The sequence below is a fragment of the Anabaena sp. 90 genome, assembly GCF_000312705.1.
In the GTDB taxonomy this organism is placed as follows: domain Bacteria; phylum Cyanobacteriota; class Cyanobacteriia; order Cyanobacteriales; family Nostocaceae; genus Dolichospermum; species Dolichospermum lemmermannii.
The window spans coordinates 87,945-105,077 of record NC_019427.1 but is presented as its reverse complement, the minus strand read 5'-3'; the positions used below and the strand labels follow the sequence as shown (position 1 = coordinate 105,077).

At 40.3% G+C, this 17,133-nt stretch carries 13 protein-coding genes and 1 pseudogene; 5 read left to right on the top strand and 9 right to left on the bottom strand.

The window, feature by feature from the left end; genetic code table 11:
- Positions 1 to 158: 158 nt before the first annotated feature.
- Positions 159 to 1,502, bottom strand: a complete 1,344-nt coding sequence (locus tag ANA_RS00465) for a histidine phosphatase family protein (protein ID WP_015078069.1) — start codon at positions 1,500 to 1,502, stop codon at positions 159 to 161.
- A gap of 231 nt (positions 1,503 to 1,733) precedes the next feature.
- Between ANA_RS00465 and ANA_RS00460 the strand changes: the two genes are divergently transcribed.
- Positions 1,734 to 3,266: a GMC oxidoreductase gene (locus ANA_RS00460; RefSeq protein WP_015078068.1), complete on the top strand. Its 1,533-nt coding sequence runs from the start codon at positions 1,734 to 1,736 to the stop codon at positions 3,264 to 3,266.
- A 197-nt stretch (positions 3,267 to 3,463) separates the two neighbouring features.
- Here the strand turns inward: ANA_RS00460 and ANA_RS00455 are convergent, their stop codons facing one another.
- The 5 genes from ANA_RS00455 to tig form a co-directional block, all read right to left on the bottom strand.
- Positions 3,464 to 4,291 (bottom strand): alpha/beta fold hydrolase, encoded by an 828-nt coding sequence (locus ANA_RS00455; RefSeq protein WP_015078067.1) that lies wholly within the window; start codon positions 4,289 to 4,291, stop codon positions 3,464 to 3,466.
- A 22-nt stretch (positions 4,292 to 4,313) separates the two neighbouring features.
- Positions 4,314 to 4,445: a hypothetical protein gene (locus ANA_RS28055; protein WP_256370237.1), complete on the bottom strand. Its 132-nt coding sequence runs from the start codon at positions 4,443 to 4,445 to the stop codon at positions 4,314 to 4,316.
- 304 nt (positions 4,446 to 4,749) lie between these two features.
- A complete protein-coding gene (gene clpX, locus ANA_RS00450) occupies positions 4,750 to 6,093 on the bottom strand; it encodes an ATP-dependent protease ATP-binding subunit ClpX (protein ID WP_015078066.1) in 1,344 nt (447 codons plus the stop codon).
- Between the two features lie 30 nt (positions 6,094 to 6,123).
- Positions 6,124 to 6,801 carry an ATP-dependent Clp endopeptidase proteolytic subunit ClpP gene (gene clpP / locus ANA_RS00445; RefSeq protein WP_015078065.1) on the bottom strand — a complete coding sequence of 226 codons (678 nt, stop codon included), beginning with the start codon at positions 6,799 to 6,801 and terminating at the stop codon, positions 6,124 to 6,126.
- 148 nt (positions 6,802 to 6,949) lie between these two features.
- Positions 6,950 to 8,359, bottom strand: coding sequence for a trigger factor (gene tig, locus ANA_RS00440; protein WP_015078064.1), 1,410 nt, complete (start codon positions 8,357 to 8,359; stop codon positions 6,950 to 6,952).
- A gap of 816 nt (positions 8,360 to 9,175) precedes the next feature.
- On the opposite strand from tig, the gene ANA_RS00435 reads away from it, so the two are divergent.
- Positions 9,176 to 10,207: an aspartate-semialdehyde dehydrogenase gene (locus ANA_RS00435; RefSeq protein ID WP_015078063.1), complete on the top strand. Its 1,032-nt coding sequence runs from the start codon at positions 9,176 to 9,178 to the stop codon at positions 10,205 to 10,207.
- A 29-nt stretch (positions 10,208 to 10,236) separates the two neighbouring features.
- On the opposite strand, the gene ANA_RS28050 is transcribed toward ANA_RS00435, so the two are convergent.
- Positions 10,237 to 10,362, bottom strand: coding sequence for a hypothetical protein (locus ANA_RS28050; RefSeq protein ID WP_256380189.1), 126 nt, complete (start codon positions 10,360 to 10,362; stop codon positions 10,237 to 10,239).
- A gap of 89 nt (positions 10,363 to 10,451) precedes the next feature.
- On the opposite strand from ANA_RS28050, the gene dapA reads away from it, so the two are divergent.
- Complete coding sequence (dapA, locus tag ANA_RS00430; protein ID WP_015078061.1) at positions 10,452 to 11,354, top strand: 4-hydroxy-tetrahydrodipicolinate synthase; 903 nt, start codon at positions 10,452 to 10,454, stop codon at positions 11,352 to 11,354.
- 220 nt (positions 11,355 to 11,574) lie between these two features.
- A complete protein-coding gene (locus tag ANA_RS00425; protein ID WP_015078060.1) occupies positions 11,575 to 13,341 on the top strand; it encodes a ribonuclease J in 1,767 nt (588 codons plus the stop codon).
- Between the two features lie 80 nt (positions 13,342 to 13,421).
- On the opposite strand, the pseudogene ANA_RS23865 reads toward ANA_RS00425, so the two are convergent.
- A pseudogene (locus ANA_RS23865) lies at positions 13,422 to 13,655 on the bottom strand (SLC13 family permease); the annotation flags it as partial.
- 391 nt (positions 13,656 to 14,046) lie between these two features.
- Here ANA_RS23865 and ANA_RS00420 point away from each other — a divergent pair.
- A complete protein-coding gene (locus ANA_RS00420) occupies positions 14,047 to 14,424 on the top strand; it encodes a Mo-dependent nitrogenase C-terminal domain-containing protein (protein ID WP_015078059.1) in 378 nt (125 codons plus the stop codon).
- Positions 14,425 to 14,544: 120 nt separating this feature from the next.
- On the opposite strand, the gene ANA_RS00415 is transcribed toward ANA_RS00420, so the two are convergent.
- The gene (locus tag ANA_RS00415; protein WP_015078058.1) at positions 14,545 to 16,392 is read right to left on the bottom strand and encodes a caspase family protein; all 1,848 of its coding nucleotides are present in this window, start codon (positions 16,390 to 16,392) and stop codon (positions 14,545 to 14,547) included.
- Positions 16,393 to 17,133 lie beyond the last annotated feature (741 nt).

Below are 17,133 nucleotides of genomic sequence, written 5' to 3'. Positions count from 1 at the left end.
CACTTTGTGAATTAGATTGTAACAATTTCCGTTTAAATCCATTAATTCATCCCTTATTATCTGCGTTTATCTGCGTTTATCTGCGTTAAATTATTCTTAATCTCCTACTCTATTTGATATTAGGGCAATTCATCAATTACCCTAACAACTTATCTCAACTACAATGCACCAGCCGCAGTTTTATCAAGAACACCATTACTTAAATGCCCAGTAATATTCATCGCTTGCAGAACTGGATAACCTTGAATCCCATCAGGATAATCAATGACACTCACAGCACCATTACCTTGACGGAAGTTCCAGAAATTCTCGTTAGATAAACCGAGAATATGGCATAACAAGGTTTTATTAGTGGCATCATGGGCGACGACCAATCCTAGTTGTAATTGCTGCGATTGGGCATTTTCAACTATAGTATTCCAATCGGCAACACTCCGTTTTTTTACTTGTTCTAAATTTTCCCCTTCTGGCATTTGCACATTGGCGGGAATTGTGCGCCAACTTTCTAATTCACCAGGAAATTCTTGCTCAATTTCCGATTCAAATTTGCCTTCCCAAAGTCCATGACTAATTTCTCTTAAACCAGCAAATAGTTCTAATTTCAAACTAGCATGATATTTTAAGATAATTTCCGCTGTTTCCTTGGGACGGGACATGGTACTGCTAACAGCAAAATCAATATTTACGTCTTTGAGAAATTCTGCGGCTTTTGCAGCTTGGTTTCTACCATTATCATTGAGGGGAATATCAATTTGTCCTTGAAATTTGCCTTGACGATTCCATTCTGTTTCCCCGTGACGCACTAATAATAATCTTACGCCTTCGTGACCAGGACGCAAGGAAGGGAAAGTTTCACCCAAATGTTGGGTTTGATTCATGGATTCTAACTGCACTGGTTCACCTAAACCACCAGTAAAATTTAAGATACTAATGCCACAGTTAGATTGTTGTAAGCAATGATAGCGACTGGGGGAAATTCCCAAAGCTGTGCTAATTAAGGCGCGATTGATGCCATTATGACCCACAATCAGGATAGTTTCGCCTTGATGTTGGGGGAGAATCTCTTGCCAAAACTGTTTGGCTTGGGCGTATAAAGCCAGCACTGGGAAATGTTCTCTAGTCCCGGAATCTTCATTCACAACCATGCGAAACTCGTGGGGAAGTTCTTTCCAGGTGCGGTAATCTTCAGTAAAGTTTTCTTTGACTTCACTTGTAGTCATTCCTACCCACAGAGGTAAATCAACTTCTACTAAGTTTTCATCAATTTGAATCACAGGAGATTGTGTAGCTAATTGACTACGGATAATTTCCGCTGTGGATTTTGCTCGCTGGAGGGGACTACTATAAATAGCTTGAAAGGAAATACTACTGAGGGCTTTACCTGCTTGACTAGCATCATTTTGACCTTTTGCAGTTAATGATGAGGCATCAGTTCGCCCTTGAATACGTTTTTCTATATTGTAGGTACTTTGACCATGACGCACGATGATCACACGGGTCATTTTTTTTCTTTCCTCTATGCAAAGCCCTAATTTTACTGCAAAATGTACTCCTTGGACGATTCTGCTCTGTTGCTGATAGGATTTAAAATACAGAATTAACAATTAAGACAGGCTAAATTAATGACTAATCTCTAATTTTAAACAACATAATTCATCTATTTTAACAAACTTAATAGGTAGAAGTAGAATAGCTGTATTTGCCTCCGGTTCTAGAGGAAAAAATAGTAAACAATGACTGTCAATTATTACGACTTTATCATCATTGGTACTGGTGCTGGAGGTGGAACTTTAGCCTACAAATTAGCATCCAGTGGCAAGAAAATTTTAGTTTTAGAACAAGGTAATTTTTTACCTAAAGAAAAAGCTAATTGGGATACTCAAGAAGTTTCTCGCAAAGAACGCTATCGGACTAGTGAAGTATGGTATGACAAACACGGAAAAGCTATCAAACCGCTCACACATTATTATGTGGGTGGTAATACTAAATTTTATGGTGGGACTTTGTTTAGATTGCGTGAACAAGATTTTGAAAAGGTTATTCATGAAGATGGGATTTCTCCAGAATGGCCATTAAAATATCAAGATTTTGCTCCCTACTATGACGAAGCAGAAAAACTTTATGATGTACATGGGAAGCGAGGTCTTGACCCTACAGAACCGCAAATTAATCAAGAATATCCTTTTCCACCATTGAGTCATGAACCTTATGTTCAAGAAGTTAATGATTCTTTAAAAGCTCAAGGTTTTCATCCTTTTTATCAACCACTTGCTATCAAACTCAATGAAGTAAATCGGAGTTTAAGTGCCTGTATTCGTTGTCATACTTGCGATGGTTTTCCGTGTTTAATTGATGGTAAAGCTGACGCGGATATTACTTGTGTTCGTCCAGCAATGACTTATGAAAATATCACATTAATAACTGAAGCAAAAGTCATTCGTTTACATACTAGCCCATCGGGTCGAGAAGTGACTGGAGTGGAAGTAGAAATAGGAAATCAACGGCAGATATTTTCTGGGGATATTGTGGTAGTAGCAGGTGGTGCTGTTAATTCAGCATTATTGTTATTGAAATCTGCCAATGATCATCACCCCAATGGATTAGCTAATAGTTCTCATCTTGTGGGACGCAATTACATGACACATAATTTTGCTGTGGTCATGACTTTAAATACCAAGTTGAATAATACAATTTTTCCGAAAACTTTGGCTTTTACTGATTTTTATTGGGGAAATCAAGATTTTGCTTATCCTATGGGGAGTGTGCAATTACTGGGTGGGGCAAATAAGGATAAAATACTTGCTTATGGTCCGCCTTTGATGCCTAATTTTATAGCTGAGGCTATAGCGAATCATTCCCTATCTTGGTTAGTAATCACAGAGGATTTACCAGATTTTAATAATAGGGTTTTGAGTAAAAATGGGCAGGTTTTCCTGGAATATACTCATAATAATCAAAGGGCTTTTAATAAATTAATTCAGCAATGGATTCAGGTTTTACAATCAATTTCTGTATTTCAATCACCTGGAACTTTACATATTCCTCAAAAAATGGGTTTAAGAGAAGTTACTCATCAATGTGGTACTTGTCGTTTTGGTGAAGATGCAAATACTTCGGTTTTGGATATCAATTGTCGGACTCATGATGTTGATAATCTTTATGTTGTTGATGGTAGTTTTTTTCCTTCTAGCGCTGCGGTAAATCCATCATTAACTATTATTGCTAATGCTTTGCGGGTGGGAGAACATTTATTGACAAGAAAGTAGGTTAGCATTGAAAATCGTCGTTATGGCACTAGGCAAGAGGCAAGAGGCAAGAGGCAAGAGTGAAGAGGGTTTGGGCGATTTTACTTTTCGTTACATATTACTCTTCGAGAAGCCGCTCCGCGTCTACGGTTTTTTTCCGTTCACCTACTAATATAGTATTTGTGGTTATTTTTAGATAATTTTAGGCTCAAACCCAATTACGAACAACTTAAAAACTCTTTGACTTTTGCCAAATAAGTTTCTGCGTCTTCCAACATCGGAAAATGTCCCGTATTAGGAATAATATTTAATTCAACCTTATCACTTAAAGCCGCGGCTGTTTTTCCTAATTTAGCCGGAATAATAATGTCATATTCCCCAGCAATTAGCAAAGTTGGGATAGTTAATTTCGCAAATTCTCCCGGCATTGTTTCCGCTTGTTCTTGACTAACAGAAGTATAAATAGTCCCTAAAGCCGCATCATAATTAGCATTAATAAAATCTTCTAAAAAAGCCTGTCGTTCAGCTTTAGGAATAGAACGATGTAAAAACCTAGCCATAAACATTCTATCAGCCAAGGGAATTTTACTTAACCATTGGGGACGGAATTTAACTACATAACCACCGAATTGATGAAAAGCAGAAAAAGCCTTTTCATCATATTCAAAAATTCCACTACAAGTTAAAATTCCCTTTTCAACTTTTTGGGGATAACGATTAAAAAATAAAGTAGCAATAGAAGCACCCATAGAATGGGCATTAATATAAACACGATCAAGATTTAACTCATTTAATAAAACCGCCAAATCTTCCGCATATTCTGTTAATTCATAACTTAAATGAGGCTGACATTGAGAACGGCCAAAACCCCGTAAATCATATAATAAACAATCAAAATTATCTAATAAAGCCTCAGCCGTACTTTGCCAATATCTTGCTGAACCAGCCCAACCATGCAAAAAAACCATCACCGGTTTCATAACATCTGATGATTTTTTCATCCACTCGTAATAATGATCAACACCCCGAACATTTATATAACTCATTGTCACAATTAAGAATTAAGAATTAAAAACTAACAATTGTCAATTGACAACTGACAACTGACAATTGTACGGGCGAAGCATTTGGAGAACTATTTTTGGCAATGACCGATAATTTATCTTCCAAATGCTGCTGACAACTGTACGGGCGAAGCATTTGGAGAACTATTTTTGGCAATGACCGATAATTTATCTTCCAAATGCTGCTGACAACTGTACGGGCGAAGCATTTGGAGAACTATTTTTGGCAATGACCGATAATTTATCTTCCAAATGCTGCTGACAACTGTACGGGCGAAGCATTTGGAGAACTATTTTTGGCAATGACCGATAATTTATCTTCCAAATGCTGCTGACAACTGTACGGGCGAAGCATTTGGAGAACTATTTTTGGCAATGACCGATAATTTATCTTCCAAATGCTTCGCCCCTACTGACAACTGACAATTGACAACTGACAATTAAGCCGACTCTGGTTTAGGTAAAGAAGAAGGATGTACTATCAGTTCCGCAGTAGAACGTTTTTCCACCATTTCCTTAGTAATAGTACAGCGAGTCACATCCTTACGAGAAGGTAACTCATACATTACATCCAGCATCAACTCTTCCACAATACCGCGTAAAGCCCGCGCTCCAGTTTTTCGCCGATAAGCCTCTTGAGCGATCGCTCGCAACGCATCTGGTTTAAAATCTAACTGGACATTGTCCATATTCAGCAGTTTTTGGTACTGCTTCACCAAAGCGCTGCGTGGTTCAGTCAGAATTGCCATCAGCGCGTCCTCATCCAGAGGATCTACCACAGCCACCATGGGAATCCGCCCAATAAACTCAGGAATCATGCCAAATTTCACCAAATCATCCGGTTGCAAATGACGCAATGTATCAGCAGCGCGTTTTTCCTTAGTTTGCACATCTCCTGGTTGGACAAAGCCGATTGACTTTTTACCAACTCTCTGATCTACAACCTTTTCCAAACCGACAAAAGCCCCACCACAGACAAACAAAATATTACTCGTATCAATTTGGATACAATCTTGATACGGGTGCTTACGTCCGCCTTGAGGGGGAACATTAGCAACAGTCCCCTCCAACATTTTCAGTAAAGCCTGTTGTACCCCTTCTCCAGAAACATCCCTGGTAATCGAGGGATTTTCACTCTTGCGGGCGATTTTATCAATTTCATCAATGTAGATAATACCCCGTTGAGCCTCTTCCACATCCAAATCCGCCACCTGCAACAAACGCAACAAGATATTTTCCACATCTTCCCCCACATACCCCGCTTCAGTTAGGGTTGTAGCATCAGCCACAGCAAAGGGGACATCCAGAATTTTAGCGAGAGTTTGTGCCAATAAAGTCTTACCGCAACCAGTCGGACCAATAAGTAAAATATTGGACTTTTGTAGTTCTATAGCATCATCAGCCTCAACTTTGGCACTGCCTTTAGCCTGAAGAATAGCCAACCGTTTGTAGTGATTGTAAACAGCGACAGATAGCACTTTTTTAGCTTCATCTTGGCCGATCACGTGTTCGTCTAAATAATTTTTAATCTCCCTCGGTTTAGGAATTTGATTAAATGAGAGATTAGACGAACGTGTCCGCCGTTTTTCCGCTGGTTCTGACTTTTGAGTTGGTTGTGATGCTGCCGCAGTATTAGTATCCAGCAACTCCTCATCAAGGATTTCATTACACAAGTCAACGCATTCATCGCAGATGTAGACTCCCGGACCTGCGATTAATTTACGGACTTGCTCTTGAGACTTACCACAAAATGAACATTTTAAATGGGAGTCGTACTTAGACATATCAGCCTCTTATTTCAGAATGATGACGATTTACCCTGCTGTGGGCAGATTTTGTCGAGAAATGACCTGATCAATCAAACCATAATTCTTCGCCTCTTCTGCTGACATGAAAAAGTCGCGCTCGGTATCAGTTTCAATTCTTTCCAAGGGTTGACCAGTATGTTTAGACATTAATTGATTTAATTCACCCTTGATGTAAAGGATTTCTCGCGCTTGAATTTCAATGTCAATAGCCTGCCCTTGAGCGCCACCCAGGGGTTGGTGAATCATAATCCGGGAGTCAGGTAAGGACATCCGCTTTCCGGCAGTTCCAGATGTTAATAAAAAAGCCCCCATGCTTGCGGCTAGTCCAAAACAGATAGTTACAACATCGGGACGTATTTGTTGAATTGTATCATAGATTGCCATACCCGCGTAGACAGAGCCACCAGGAGAATTAATGTACAATTGAATATCCTTTTCCGCGTCTTCAGAATCGAGGAAAAGTAATTGGGCAACAATAGAATTAGCGACAACATCATCTATCGGTGTTCCCAAAAAAATAATCCGCTCGCGCAGTAAGCGGGAGTAGATGTCAAATGCCCTTTCTCCCATCCCCGACTGTTCTACAACCATCGGTACAATGTTGCTAGAGGTGCTTAAATTGCCACTAGCCCCGATAGGACTCAAGCTGTTGATGGGGTAATTTCCTGACTGCGATACAAGCATAATCTAGAATATTTAACAATAAATGAAATGAAATTGTGAACTGTTAACCATTATGCCTTATATGGCAAAATTCAGGGCGCAGGAGGCAGGAGGCGGGAGGCAGGGGCAAGAGTAAAAGAAAGAACTTTTACCCATGACCCATGACCCATTACTCAGGATTACTGGTTTCTTCTTCCTGAACTGCTTCAGCGGCTTCTGCTTCTGAATCTGGTTCTTCTGGAGGAGTTAAAGACCCTTCTGCTACTAGTTCCACAGAAGAACGTTCTAGTAACCAATCAACAATCTTTGTGGTGAGAAGTTCTTCTTGAACAACTCCACGTAATCTCTTTTCATCCAAATCTTGATCAGCATACTCTGTCAGCAATTCTGTGACTCTAGCTTCCACTTCTGCGGCTGCAACTTCAATAGATTCGCGTTTACCAATTTCTTGCAAAGATAGAGTCCGTTTAAGACGTTCTATAGCTTCAGGTTTGGATCTATCCCGTAATTGGGGAATAATTTCCTGGGTAAATAGCTTTTTCACATCTATTCCCTGCTCAGACAACTTCATTGCTGTTTGTGACAGCATAGCATCAACTTCTTGATCAATTAATGTTGTTGGCAAGTCTATTTCGACATGATTAAGCAATTCTGTTAATAAAGCTTCTTGCTGATTATTTCTGGTTTTATCTGCGGCTTCTTTTTCATACCGCTGGGTCAATGATGCCCGCAATTCCTCTAATGTCTCAAAGTCACTGACTTCTTGAGCAAAATCGTCATCCAACTCTGGCAATTCTTTAACTTTAATTTCTTTAAGCGTGATGGTAAACAGAGCCGCTTTACCAGATAATTCTTCGTTACCATAAGGATCTGGGAATTGAGCAGATACCTCTTTTGTTTCCCCAGGGTTCATACCCACTATCCCCAACACAAAACCGGGAATAAACTTATCTTCTTGTAACTCAACTTGAAAATCAGTTCCTTCTCCACCAGGAATTGGTTTGGGTTCACTGTCAGGATCATCACCTTGAGTTTTAGCAATTACACCCTTAAAGTCAATTACTGCCATATCACCGATTTCCGTAGCCCGTCCTTCTACAGGGACTAAAGTTCCTAACTTTTCTCTTTGGGCTTCAATAACGGTATCTACCTGGGTAGGATCATATTTAATTTCCTCCGCTTTGGCTTCTAAACCAGTGTATTGGTTTAACTTGATTTCTGGAATTACATCCACAGCCACCGCAAAAGTCAGGGGTTTTCCTGGTTCATAACTATTAATCAAATCATCAAAGGAAGAGCGTAATTGGGGCTGACCAAGAGCGGTAATTGCTTCTTGTTTAATTGCTTGCTCAATCCCTTCTTGAATGATTTCTTCTAGGGCAGTTGCCTTAACGCGAGTAGTACCGATACGTTGTATTAATATTTGCCGGGGTACTTTGCCTTTACGAAACCCAGGAATATTTACGGTTTTAGTTAAATTTCTCAGGACTTGCTCGTATTTTTGTGTGGTAATTTCCGATGTAATTTCTATTTCTAAACCAATTTGACTAGCGGGGAGTTTTTCCTGGGTAACTTTCATGCTTTATTTCTTGTTTTCTGGTATTTTAATCTGCTATCTAAATACTAGACAAGTCTAGACATTTACTTCTTACTTCAACGGGGGTATGGGATTGGGCATTGGTGTCAACTTAAACTAAAAATGGCTTATCTGTTGCCTTCCACAACCGTCAGGGAATAAATTCCCTGTCTCATGGCTCAAGTCCGTTTTAACGGACTAATAAATTTGCCTAGTGTTTAGTCATCAAAAGATAACTTTTATTATCAGCAAGGAGCTTGAGTTCCTTGCCGGATGGGGTTTTGCGTTAAGTTGACACCAATGGGGATTCAGTTATCCCGACTTCAGCTTACACGCTGTCTTCAAGACGTGATTATCTACTGACTAGCTATCATTCAGCTAAAAATGCTTATGAATCTCCTTAGGGAGATATCCAGTATACTGCCAAAAGTCAGGGACAAAACACTTTATGGTATTCTTCAATGGTAGCCTTAACTCCGGTAACATAACTTTACAGATCGGGCTTCTTAAAAATACCTAAAATATTAATCGCGCTTCTTTTTTTTTGCAGTTTGCCGTATAATAGAATGTTATACGATAGTATATAACTATATTTGATCGCTATAACTTAAATTGCTGTAAACCATGGTATCAGTTAATTTTGCCATATGAATAACAAAGTCTCAAATTCCTTAATAACCATCAAAAACTGAGATATAATCACAAAAATATGCAAATTTTACTATTTAAAATCTGCTGTTGAGCGGAACGACAGAAACATTTAATTTTTAAGTTGTCCGAAAAAAAAGTGCTAATTACCTCTTAGAGGAGGAGTCGAGTTTGTCTAAGTCCTATCGTGTAGCTATTTTGGGTGCAACTGGTGCTGTAGGTACGGAGTTGCTGGAATTACTAGAAAGTCGAAATTTTCCCCTAGCTGATTTAAAATTGTTGGCATCAGAACGCAGTGCGGGAAAAACACTCAGATTCAAAGGGGAAGATATCCCAGTTGAAGCTGTGAGCGATCGCAGTTTAGAAAATATAGATATAGTCTTAGCTAGTGCTGGAGGTAGCATCTCCAAAACATGGGCTGGGATAGCTGTGCAAAAAGGAGCAGTGGTAATTGATAATTCCAGTGCCTTTCGGATGAACCCGGATGTCCCCTTGGTAGTTCCAGAAGTAAATCCCCAAGCCGCATTTACTCACAAAGGAATTATTGCCAATCCCAACTGTACAACGATTCTTATGTCCTTGGCAGTGTGGCCTTTACATCAAGTCAAACCAGTTAAAAGGATTGTAGCTGCTACCTATCAATCTGCTAGTGGTGCTGGTGCTCAGTCCATGGAGGAAGTAAAAATCCAAAGTGACGCTATACTACAAGGAAAACAACCTGTAGCGGAAGTTTTACCTTACCCATTGGCATTTAATTTATTTACCCATAATTCTCCGATGACAGCTTGGGGATATTGTGAGGAAGAAATGAAAATGGTGAACGAAACCCGCAAAATCTTTGGTAGTCAAGAAATCAGAATTACCGCGACTTGTGTACGGGTTCCCGTCCTCCGCGCCCATTCTGAGGCGATTAATCTAGAGTTTGAAACACCTTTTGATCCAGATGAGGCCAGAGAAATTTTAAGAAAATCACCTGGTGTTAAATTAGTGGAAGATTGGCAAGCAAATTATTTCCCTATGCCCATAGATGCCAGTGGCAAAGATGAAGTTTTAGTAGGCAGAATTCGTCAGGATATTTCTCATGCTTGCGGTTTAGAATTGTGGCTATGTGGCGATCAAATTCGTAAAGGTGCAGCTTTAAATGCAGTGCAAATTGCCGAATTATTAGTAGAAAAAAATTTACTAAAATTGACTACAGTATAAGTTTAAATTCAGTCATTTGTCACCATTAATTAATAACTGACAACCGACAACTGTACGGGCGAAGCATTTGGAGAACTATTTTTGGCAATGACCGATAATTTATCTTCCCAATGCTTCGCCCCTACTAACAACCGACAACTGTACGGGCGAAGCATTTGGAGAACTATTTTTGGCAATGACCGATAATTTATCTTCCCAATGCTTCGCCCCTACTGACAACTAACAAATTAGGAGAGAAAAGAGTGTGGGAGATTTTGGAACAGTTGTAACCGCTATGATTACGCCGTTTAAAGCAGACGGTAGTATTAGTTATGATGTAGTTGCCAAACTAGCAGATTATCTAGTTAACAACGGTACAGATACATTGGTGGTGTGTGGAACAACAGGGGAATCCCCAACCCTGACTTGGGAGGAAGAATACCAATTATTTGCTGAGGTATTGCAAACTGTAGCAGGTAAAGCTAAAGTAATGGCTGGATGTGGTTCTAATGACACCAAAGAAGCGATCGCTGCCACCCAAAAAGCCGCTAAGATAGGAGTACATGGTTCTTTACAAGTAGTTCCCTACTACAACAAACCGCCACAAGCTGGATTATATCGACATTTCCAGGCAATAGCACAATGCTGTCCCGACCTGCCAATGATGTTATATAACGTTCCTGGGCGCACAGGTCAAAACCTCAGTTCAGAAACAGTGGTCAAGTTAGCAGAAATTAATAACATTGTTGCCATTAAAGAAGCCAGTGGTAACTTAGATCAAGTGAGTGAAATCCGTCGCTTGACACCAAAAGAATTTGAGATTTACGCTGGAGATGATTCTTTAACCCTGCCCATGTTAGCGATCGGCTCTCAAGGTATAGTCAGTGTAGCTTCTCATTTAGTGGGTAATCAAATCCAAGAAATGATTCAAGCATGGAAAGTGGGAAAAACTCAAATTGCTACCGACATTCATCTGCAACTGTTTCCATTGTTTAAAGCTTTATTTTTAACTACCAATCCCATTCCTGTCAAAGAAGCACTAAAACTGCAAGGTTGGGAAGTAGGTTCAACTCGTCCACCCCTGTGTGACGCTGATACGGATGTATCTAAAAAATTAGAGTCAGTCATGCAAAAACTGAATTTAATCCCAACCACAATAGGTGAGTGATTTATAAATAATGTGTACAAATTGTTACTTTATTGCAATTTAAACACCTGTGCTACAACTGAATCATATAAAAATCATTCAGTTTTAAGTCCGTTTTCGGTAAACAAAATTGAATAGGACTCCATCAAAAACTGAATTTAAACAGAAATTTGGTCTTTTCTTTCATCCCAGAAACCGAACTATCAACTGATTCACAACTAACAAAAATATCCGGGACAAAATGGTTAAAAACGAAGCTAATTCCGCTCTCAAAATTATTCCTTTGGGCGGTTTACACGAAATAGGTAAAAATACCTGCGTTTTCGAGTATGAAGACGAAATTGTCCTTTTAGACGCAGGATTGGCATTTCCCACAGAAGCCATGCACGGGGTAAATATTGTATTACCTGACACAACTTATCTCCGAGAAAATCGCCACAAAATTAAAGGGATGATCGTCACTCATGGTCATGAAGACCATATTGGGGGAATTGCTTTTCACTTGAAGCAATTTGATATTCCAGTGATTCATGGACCAAGACTAGCAATGGCAATGCTAGAGGGTAAATTGGAAGAAGCTGGGGTAAAAGATCGCACAGAATTAAGAACAGTTATGCCCCGTGACATGGTGCGAATTGGCAAGCATTTCTTAGTTGAATATATCCGTAACACCCACTCCATTGCTGATAGCTTCACTGTTGCTATTCATACACCAATAGGCGTAGTTATCCACACCGGAGATTTTAAAATTGATCATACTCCCGTAGATGGTGAGAAGTTCGACTTACAACGTCTGGCAGAACATGGTGAAAAAGGCGTACTTTGCTTATTGAGTGATTCCACTAACGCAGAATTGCCAGGATTTACACCTTCTGAACGGGCTGTTTTTCCTAACCTTGACCGAGAATTTTCCCACGCAACTGGGCGCTTATTTATCACGACTTTTTCTTCTAGCGTCCATCGCATTAACATGATTTTGCAACTAGCAAGAAAACATAATCGTGTAGTGACGATTGTTGGGCGTTCCATGCTGAATTTAATCGCCCATGCCCGCAATTTAGGTTATATCAAATGTGAAGATAGCCTGTTCCAACCGTTGCATACTGTGCGGGGAATGCCAGATGAAAGAGTGCTGATTTTAACTACTGGCTCTCAGGGTGAAAGAATGGCAGCAATGACAAGAATTGCTAATAAAGAACACCCCCATATCAAAATTCGCCAAGGAGATACGGTTTTATTCTCTGCTAACCCCATTCCTGGTAATACAATTGCGGTGGTTAATACCATTGATAAATTGATGATTCAGGGGGCAAAAGTGGTCTATGGACGGGATAAGGGGATTCACGTTTCTGGCCACGGTTGTCAGGAAGAACAAAAGCTGATGATTGCTTTAACTCGTCCCAAGTTCTTTGTGCCATTTCACGGTGAACATCGGATGTTAGTCAAGCATTCGGAAACTGCTCAAAGTATGGGCATTCCGGCAGAAAATATGATCATTATCGAAAATGGGGATGTCATTGAGTTGACAGAACATTCTATCCGCGTTGCTGGGAAAGTGCCAGCAGGGATTGAATTGGTGGATACTTCGAGTTCTGGTATGGTTAGTTCTAAAGTGTTGCAAGAACGCCAACGCATGGCTTCTGAAGGGACTGTGACCATTGCTGCTGCTATTGATTGGAGTGGTAAGCTGATGGCTAAACCAGAACTTCTCATGCAGGGTGTGGTGACAAGTATCGAGCGATCGCTGTTGCAAAAATGGGTACAACAACGCATTGAAGAAATTCTCAGCGTCCGTTGGTCAGAGTTTTCACCTGTTGAAGGACAACCCGCTGATACAGATTGGGGTGGTTTGCAGGAAACATTAGAGCGTGAACTGGCTCGTTCTATGCGGAGAGAGTTGCAATGTCAACCTTCTCTGACGTTGTTGATGCAAGTCCCTGAAGAACCTGCTGCTAAGGTTTCTGATGGTAGAAGACGACGCACTCGTTCTACTGCGGTTGCTTCTTAAAGGATTATTTCGCGCAGAGACGCTAAGGAGCAAAGGCGCAAAGGTGTTTTTTGGCATCTTTGCGTTTTTGTTTGAGAGTTATTTTGAGGATTACCGCTGAGTGTAGTAACAGAACCAATGTTAGTCGCACCGGTTATAGCTAATAAGTAGGGAATGGGATTTAAGCCTAAAGATAGAGTTAGACTTAAAGCGAGGGGTGTAAAAATTAGGGCTATGGTGTCATTGAGAAAGTAGGCAGAGAGGATGCCACAGCCAAAAGTAAGGACTATCAATAAGCTCAGAGGACTACAAGTAAAGCTCAATAGCAACACCAATACTTAGATAGGTTAAGGAAAAGGTACTATAAATGACGAATTTAGTAAAAATCACGGACTAGATTTAGCTATGTAAGAATATTTTTCTTAATCTTAATTATTGATAATTATTGCTATAATAAGTTTTGTTGCAGTTAAAAGAAATCACAACTAAAGGCAGATGTCTTTATTAGAATTTTAACTGTGCCAAGTTACTAATAAGATTGAACAAGTACAGTATTGCTTTTTGGGAAATTATGGTCAGATTGACGTATTAACATATAGATTCAATCAGAGGAAGCAGTTAATTACACCTCTTACAGAATTTCCTTCCTGTTCTGTGCTTCAGGTTCTTGTCATACTCTATATTCATTAGTCAAGTGAATACCCTCATAAGAAAAGAGGAATTACTGTGAAAGTATCTAAAAATACCAGCAAAAATATTTTTTTAGCAAGTTGGATTTCTATAAATCCAGTAGAGGCTAGTGCAGCTAATGTTAATCCATTGCACCATGTTGCAGCTAATTCTATTTGGGACTTTTTGCGTCCTGTGCGTAATTGGCTAGATAACATCCAAGTAAGCGATCGCCTATTAGCTCATCGTTTGTGTAAATACATTCCGGCTCAGTGTCCATTTGAGCGTGATGTCAAAGTATTTGGGAAAACACTGTTTCACATTCCGCCAATGTGTAAACTTAATCCTTTATACGAAGAAGTAGTAGGTTTGCGATTTAAAGCGATGTGCTATCTAGCTGATACCTGTGGCGAAGATATTTCCCAATATTGCTAATGGGTAATGGGTAATGGGTAATAGGTAATGGGTAATAGGTAATGGGTAATAGGTAGTAGTTTTACAACTGACAACTGACAACTAACAACTGACAACTAACAACTGACAACTAACAACTGACTAATTCTTTTGCTGTTGCCATTTTTGGATAGCATCCTGAGCATCTTCATAAGCAATCGTCACTTTTGGGACTAATATAGCAGTGGCGACAGCGGCATTAAAATCTCCTTGAGTGGCGCGGATTTTGGCTAAATCTAAAATTTTTTCACTCCACTGATTAATTGACGTTTGGGCAATTTCAAACCCAGGTTGTCCTTTTTGGATTTTTTTGGCTACTTCGATAGCGCGATTATATGTAGATGCTTGTTCGGGAATGATCAAAGCTGTAGCTGCATCTAAGAGAGTTTTATTACTTACATATTGCTTGGCTTCTAGTTGCCATTTTTGAATGACAGTTTGGGCTTGGGTATGAAGCGGCTCTTTTTTGGTAATTAACTGGGCAGTTGCTATCGCATTTTCATATTTTCCTTGTTTGGCTTGTGCTTGTGCCAACTCTAAAATCATTTGACACCAAACCTGAATATTCTCCTGAGCTTTGGCGTATAGTGGTGCGTCCGCTGGAGTTCTTTGGGCTTTAGAGATCGCAATACTTAAATTACTCGGTTTAGTAGGGACAAGAGACATTTTTTCTAGGTCGGAAATAGCTTGATTACGTTTATGAGAGTCTGTATTTGAATTGATTTGGGCTGTACTAGGATTTTGAGGAGTGGGAAATATTTGGGGAAGTGGAAGTTTGCCAGTCCGATTATTAGATACTGTTTTTGAGAAATTTTTAAACCGGAAACTCTCATGATTACGGAGTAAAAATGTAGCAATTAAACCTACTACCACCATAGTACCGCCACCCCAAATAATAAACTGTTGCCAAATTGGTAGCTCAGACTGGGATGAAGGATAGGTGTTAGCTGTGGGGAGAGCGGGAATAAATCTGCCCCCCGGTTTGGATTCTGGGGAAGTTGCTAAGGTGTAATTGCTGCTAATAAGTGACTCTGAGGCTGGTGGAGGTGCTAAATTTCCCCCGGTCTTTATTTGGCTTAAAGTAGTCTCTACTGAGGCATTCTCTGTCCACCAAGCCTTATCTGTGGCGCTAGAGGGACTATTTTCTAGAGGAGGTGCAGTCCGGGTGATAGCAAAACTTTCTGCTGGGAAAATTAGTGCTTCTGAGTTTTCATCTAATGTCAACGTGGGTAAAATAGCTGGCTGGGTCGTGGGAATCACAGTCATGGGATTTTGGACTGGTCGCCAGTGGTGTTGACAAAGTTTGGGGGTAAGATAAGTCAGATAAGCGGCTAAATCGGCAAAGTTGTAGCCTTTTGCAGAACCCAAGGCTTCTAATAATGCTGCTGTGAAGAAACCATGACCTAATTCTGTGCTTTCATGGGAAAATTCTTCAGGTTGACAGGAAATAATTGCCCCCATTTGCAGTTCTTGGGCTAGTTCGATGATTTCTTGTCCTACGGGTGCATCGGCTTGAGTTCCAAAAGCGCGGTTAATATCAAAGATGAGTAAGATATTGAGTCCGGTAACTTGTAGACTCTGTAAGAGCGATCGCACTTCTATCCCGGTTTCGGGAACTTGATCAGGATTCCCTGCGACTGGCATTAAATAATCTTGTTCTTTGTGGTTAACCCCGTAGCCGCTAAAAAATAACCATAGACAGTCCTCTGGCTGCCAGAATGTGGCTGCTAATTCTTCTAGCAACGAGAGGATGTTTTCCTTTGTCGGATAGGAGGATTGCTCTCCTATGGGGGGTGAAGTATTTGTCATTAACAGGCATTTTTCGGGAAGAAAACCTGCTTGTGTCACCAAAAAATCCTTAATTGCCTCAGCATCGGCTTGAGCGCAACTGAGAGGTTGAAAGGATTGATATTGATTAATGCCGATGGCGATCGCCCAGTAATTTACCATCCCGCTCTTTGTCGGTTGTTTGTTGTTTGCCTGAAATTGCTGTTAGCACGGGGCTTTAACCACAAAGCTAACTTACATCTTATAGTTTAGTTAATCTTCACCTCTCGATGAAATTAGTTGTAGTTTATACAACATAAATAATCGTAAAATACTTGCACTCGATTTCCATGATCGATCACTCAGGAGCTACAAGTTTATGTTCAGGATTTATACAGAACAACCATTTTCAGTGATCCTCGTTTCAATTATTAGCCAAGTTGGCAAAAAAATCCGAATTATTCATAAGAATACCCGGTAAGTGGGAAACTCAGTGGCTTTAGCCCTGAGAGGGAAACGGCACGAGCGGTTTTAACCGCTGTGAATCTTAAAATTGAAACCAGATTTTTGATTGGAACCTGGAAACCAACTCCCATTTCTGGGGTAATGTTAGCTAGATGCCTCCGGCACGCTGGCGCGAACGACCAGTTATAAGAGCTTGTTAGACTTGCAACACTGTTTCAGTGACCTTAAAACTGTTTAATTGCCAGCGACAGAGCAGGGAACTAGTGAAGCAGCGCGGTCTTGGGGGTTTCCCCCATGAGCGACTGCTGAACCCCGAAGGGGCTACGCATTCCAGGGTGTCGTGACTCAAATAACGGCTACCCTTCGACTACGCTCAGGGTGGTCTGGTCAGTACGGCTTGCTTGATTACTCTTGCAAGCCCAGTCCCTTTAGGGCTGGGTTACTGACAGTGGAGTTTGG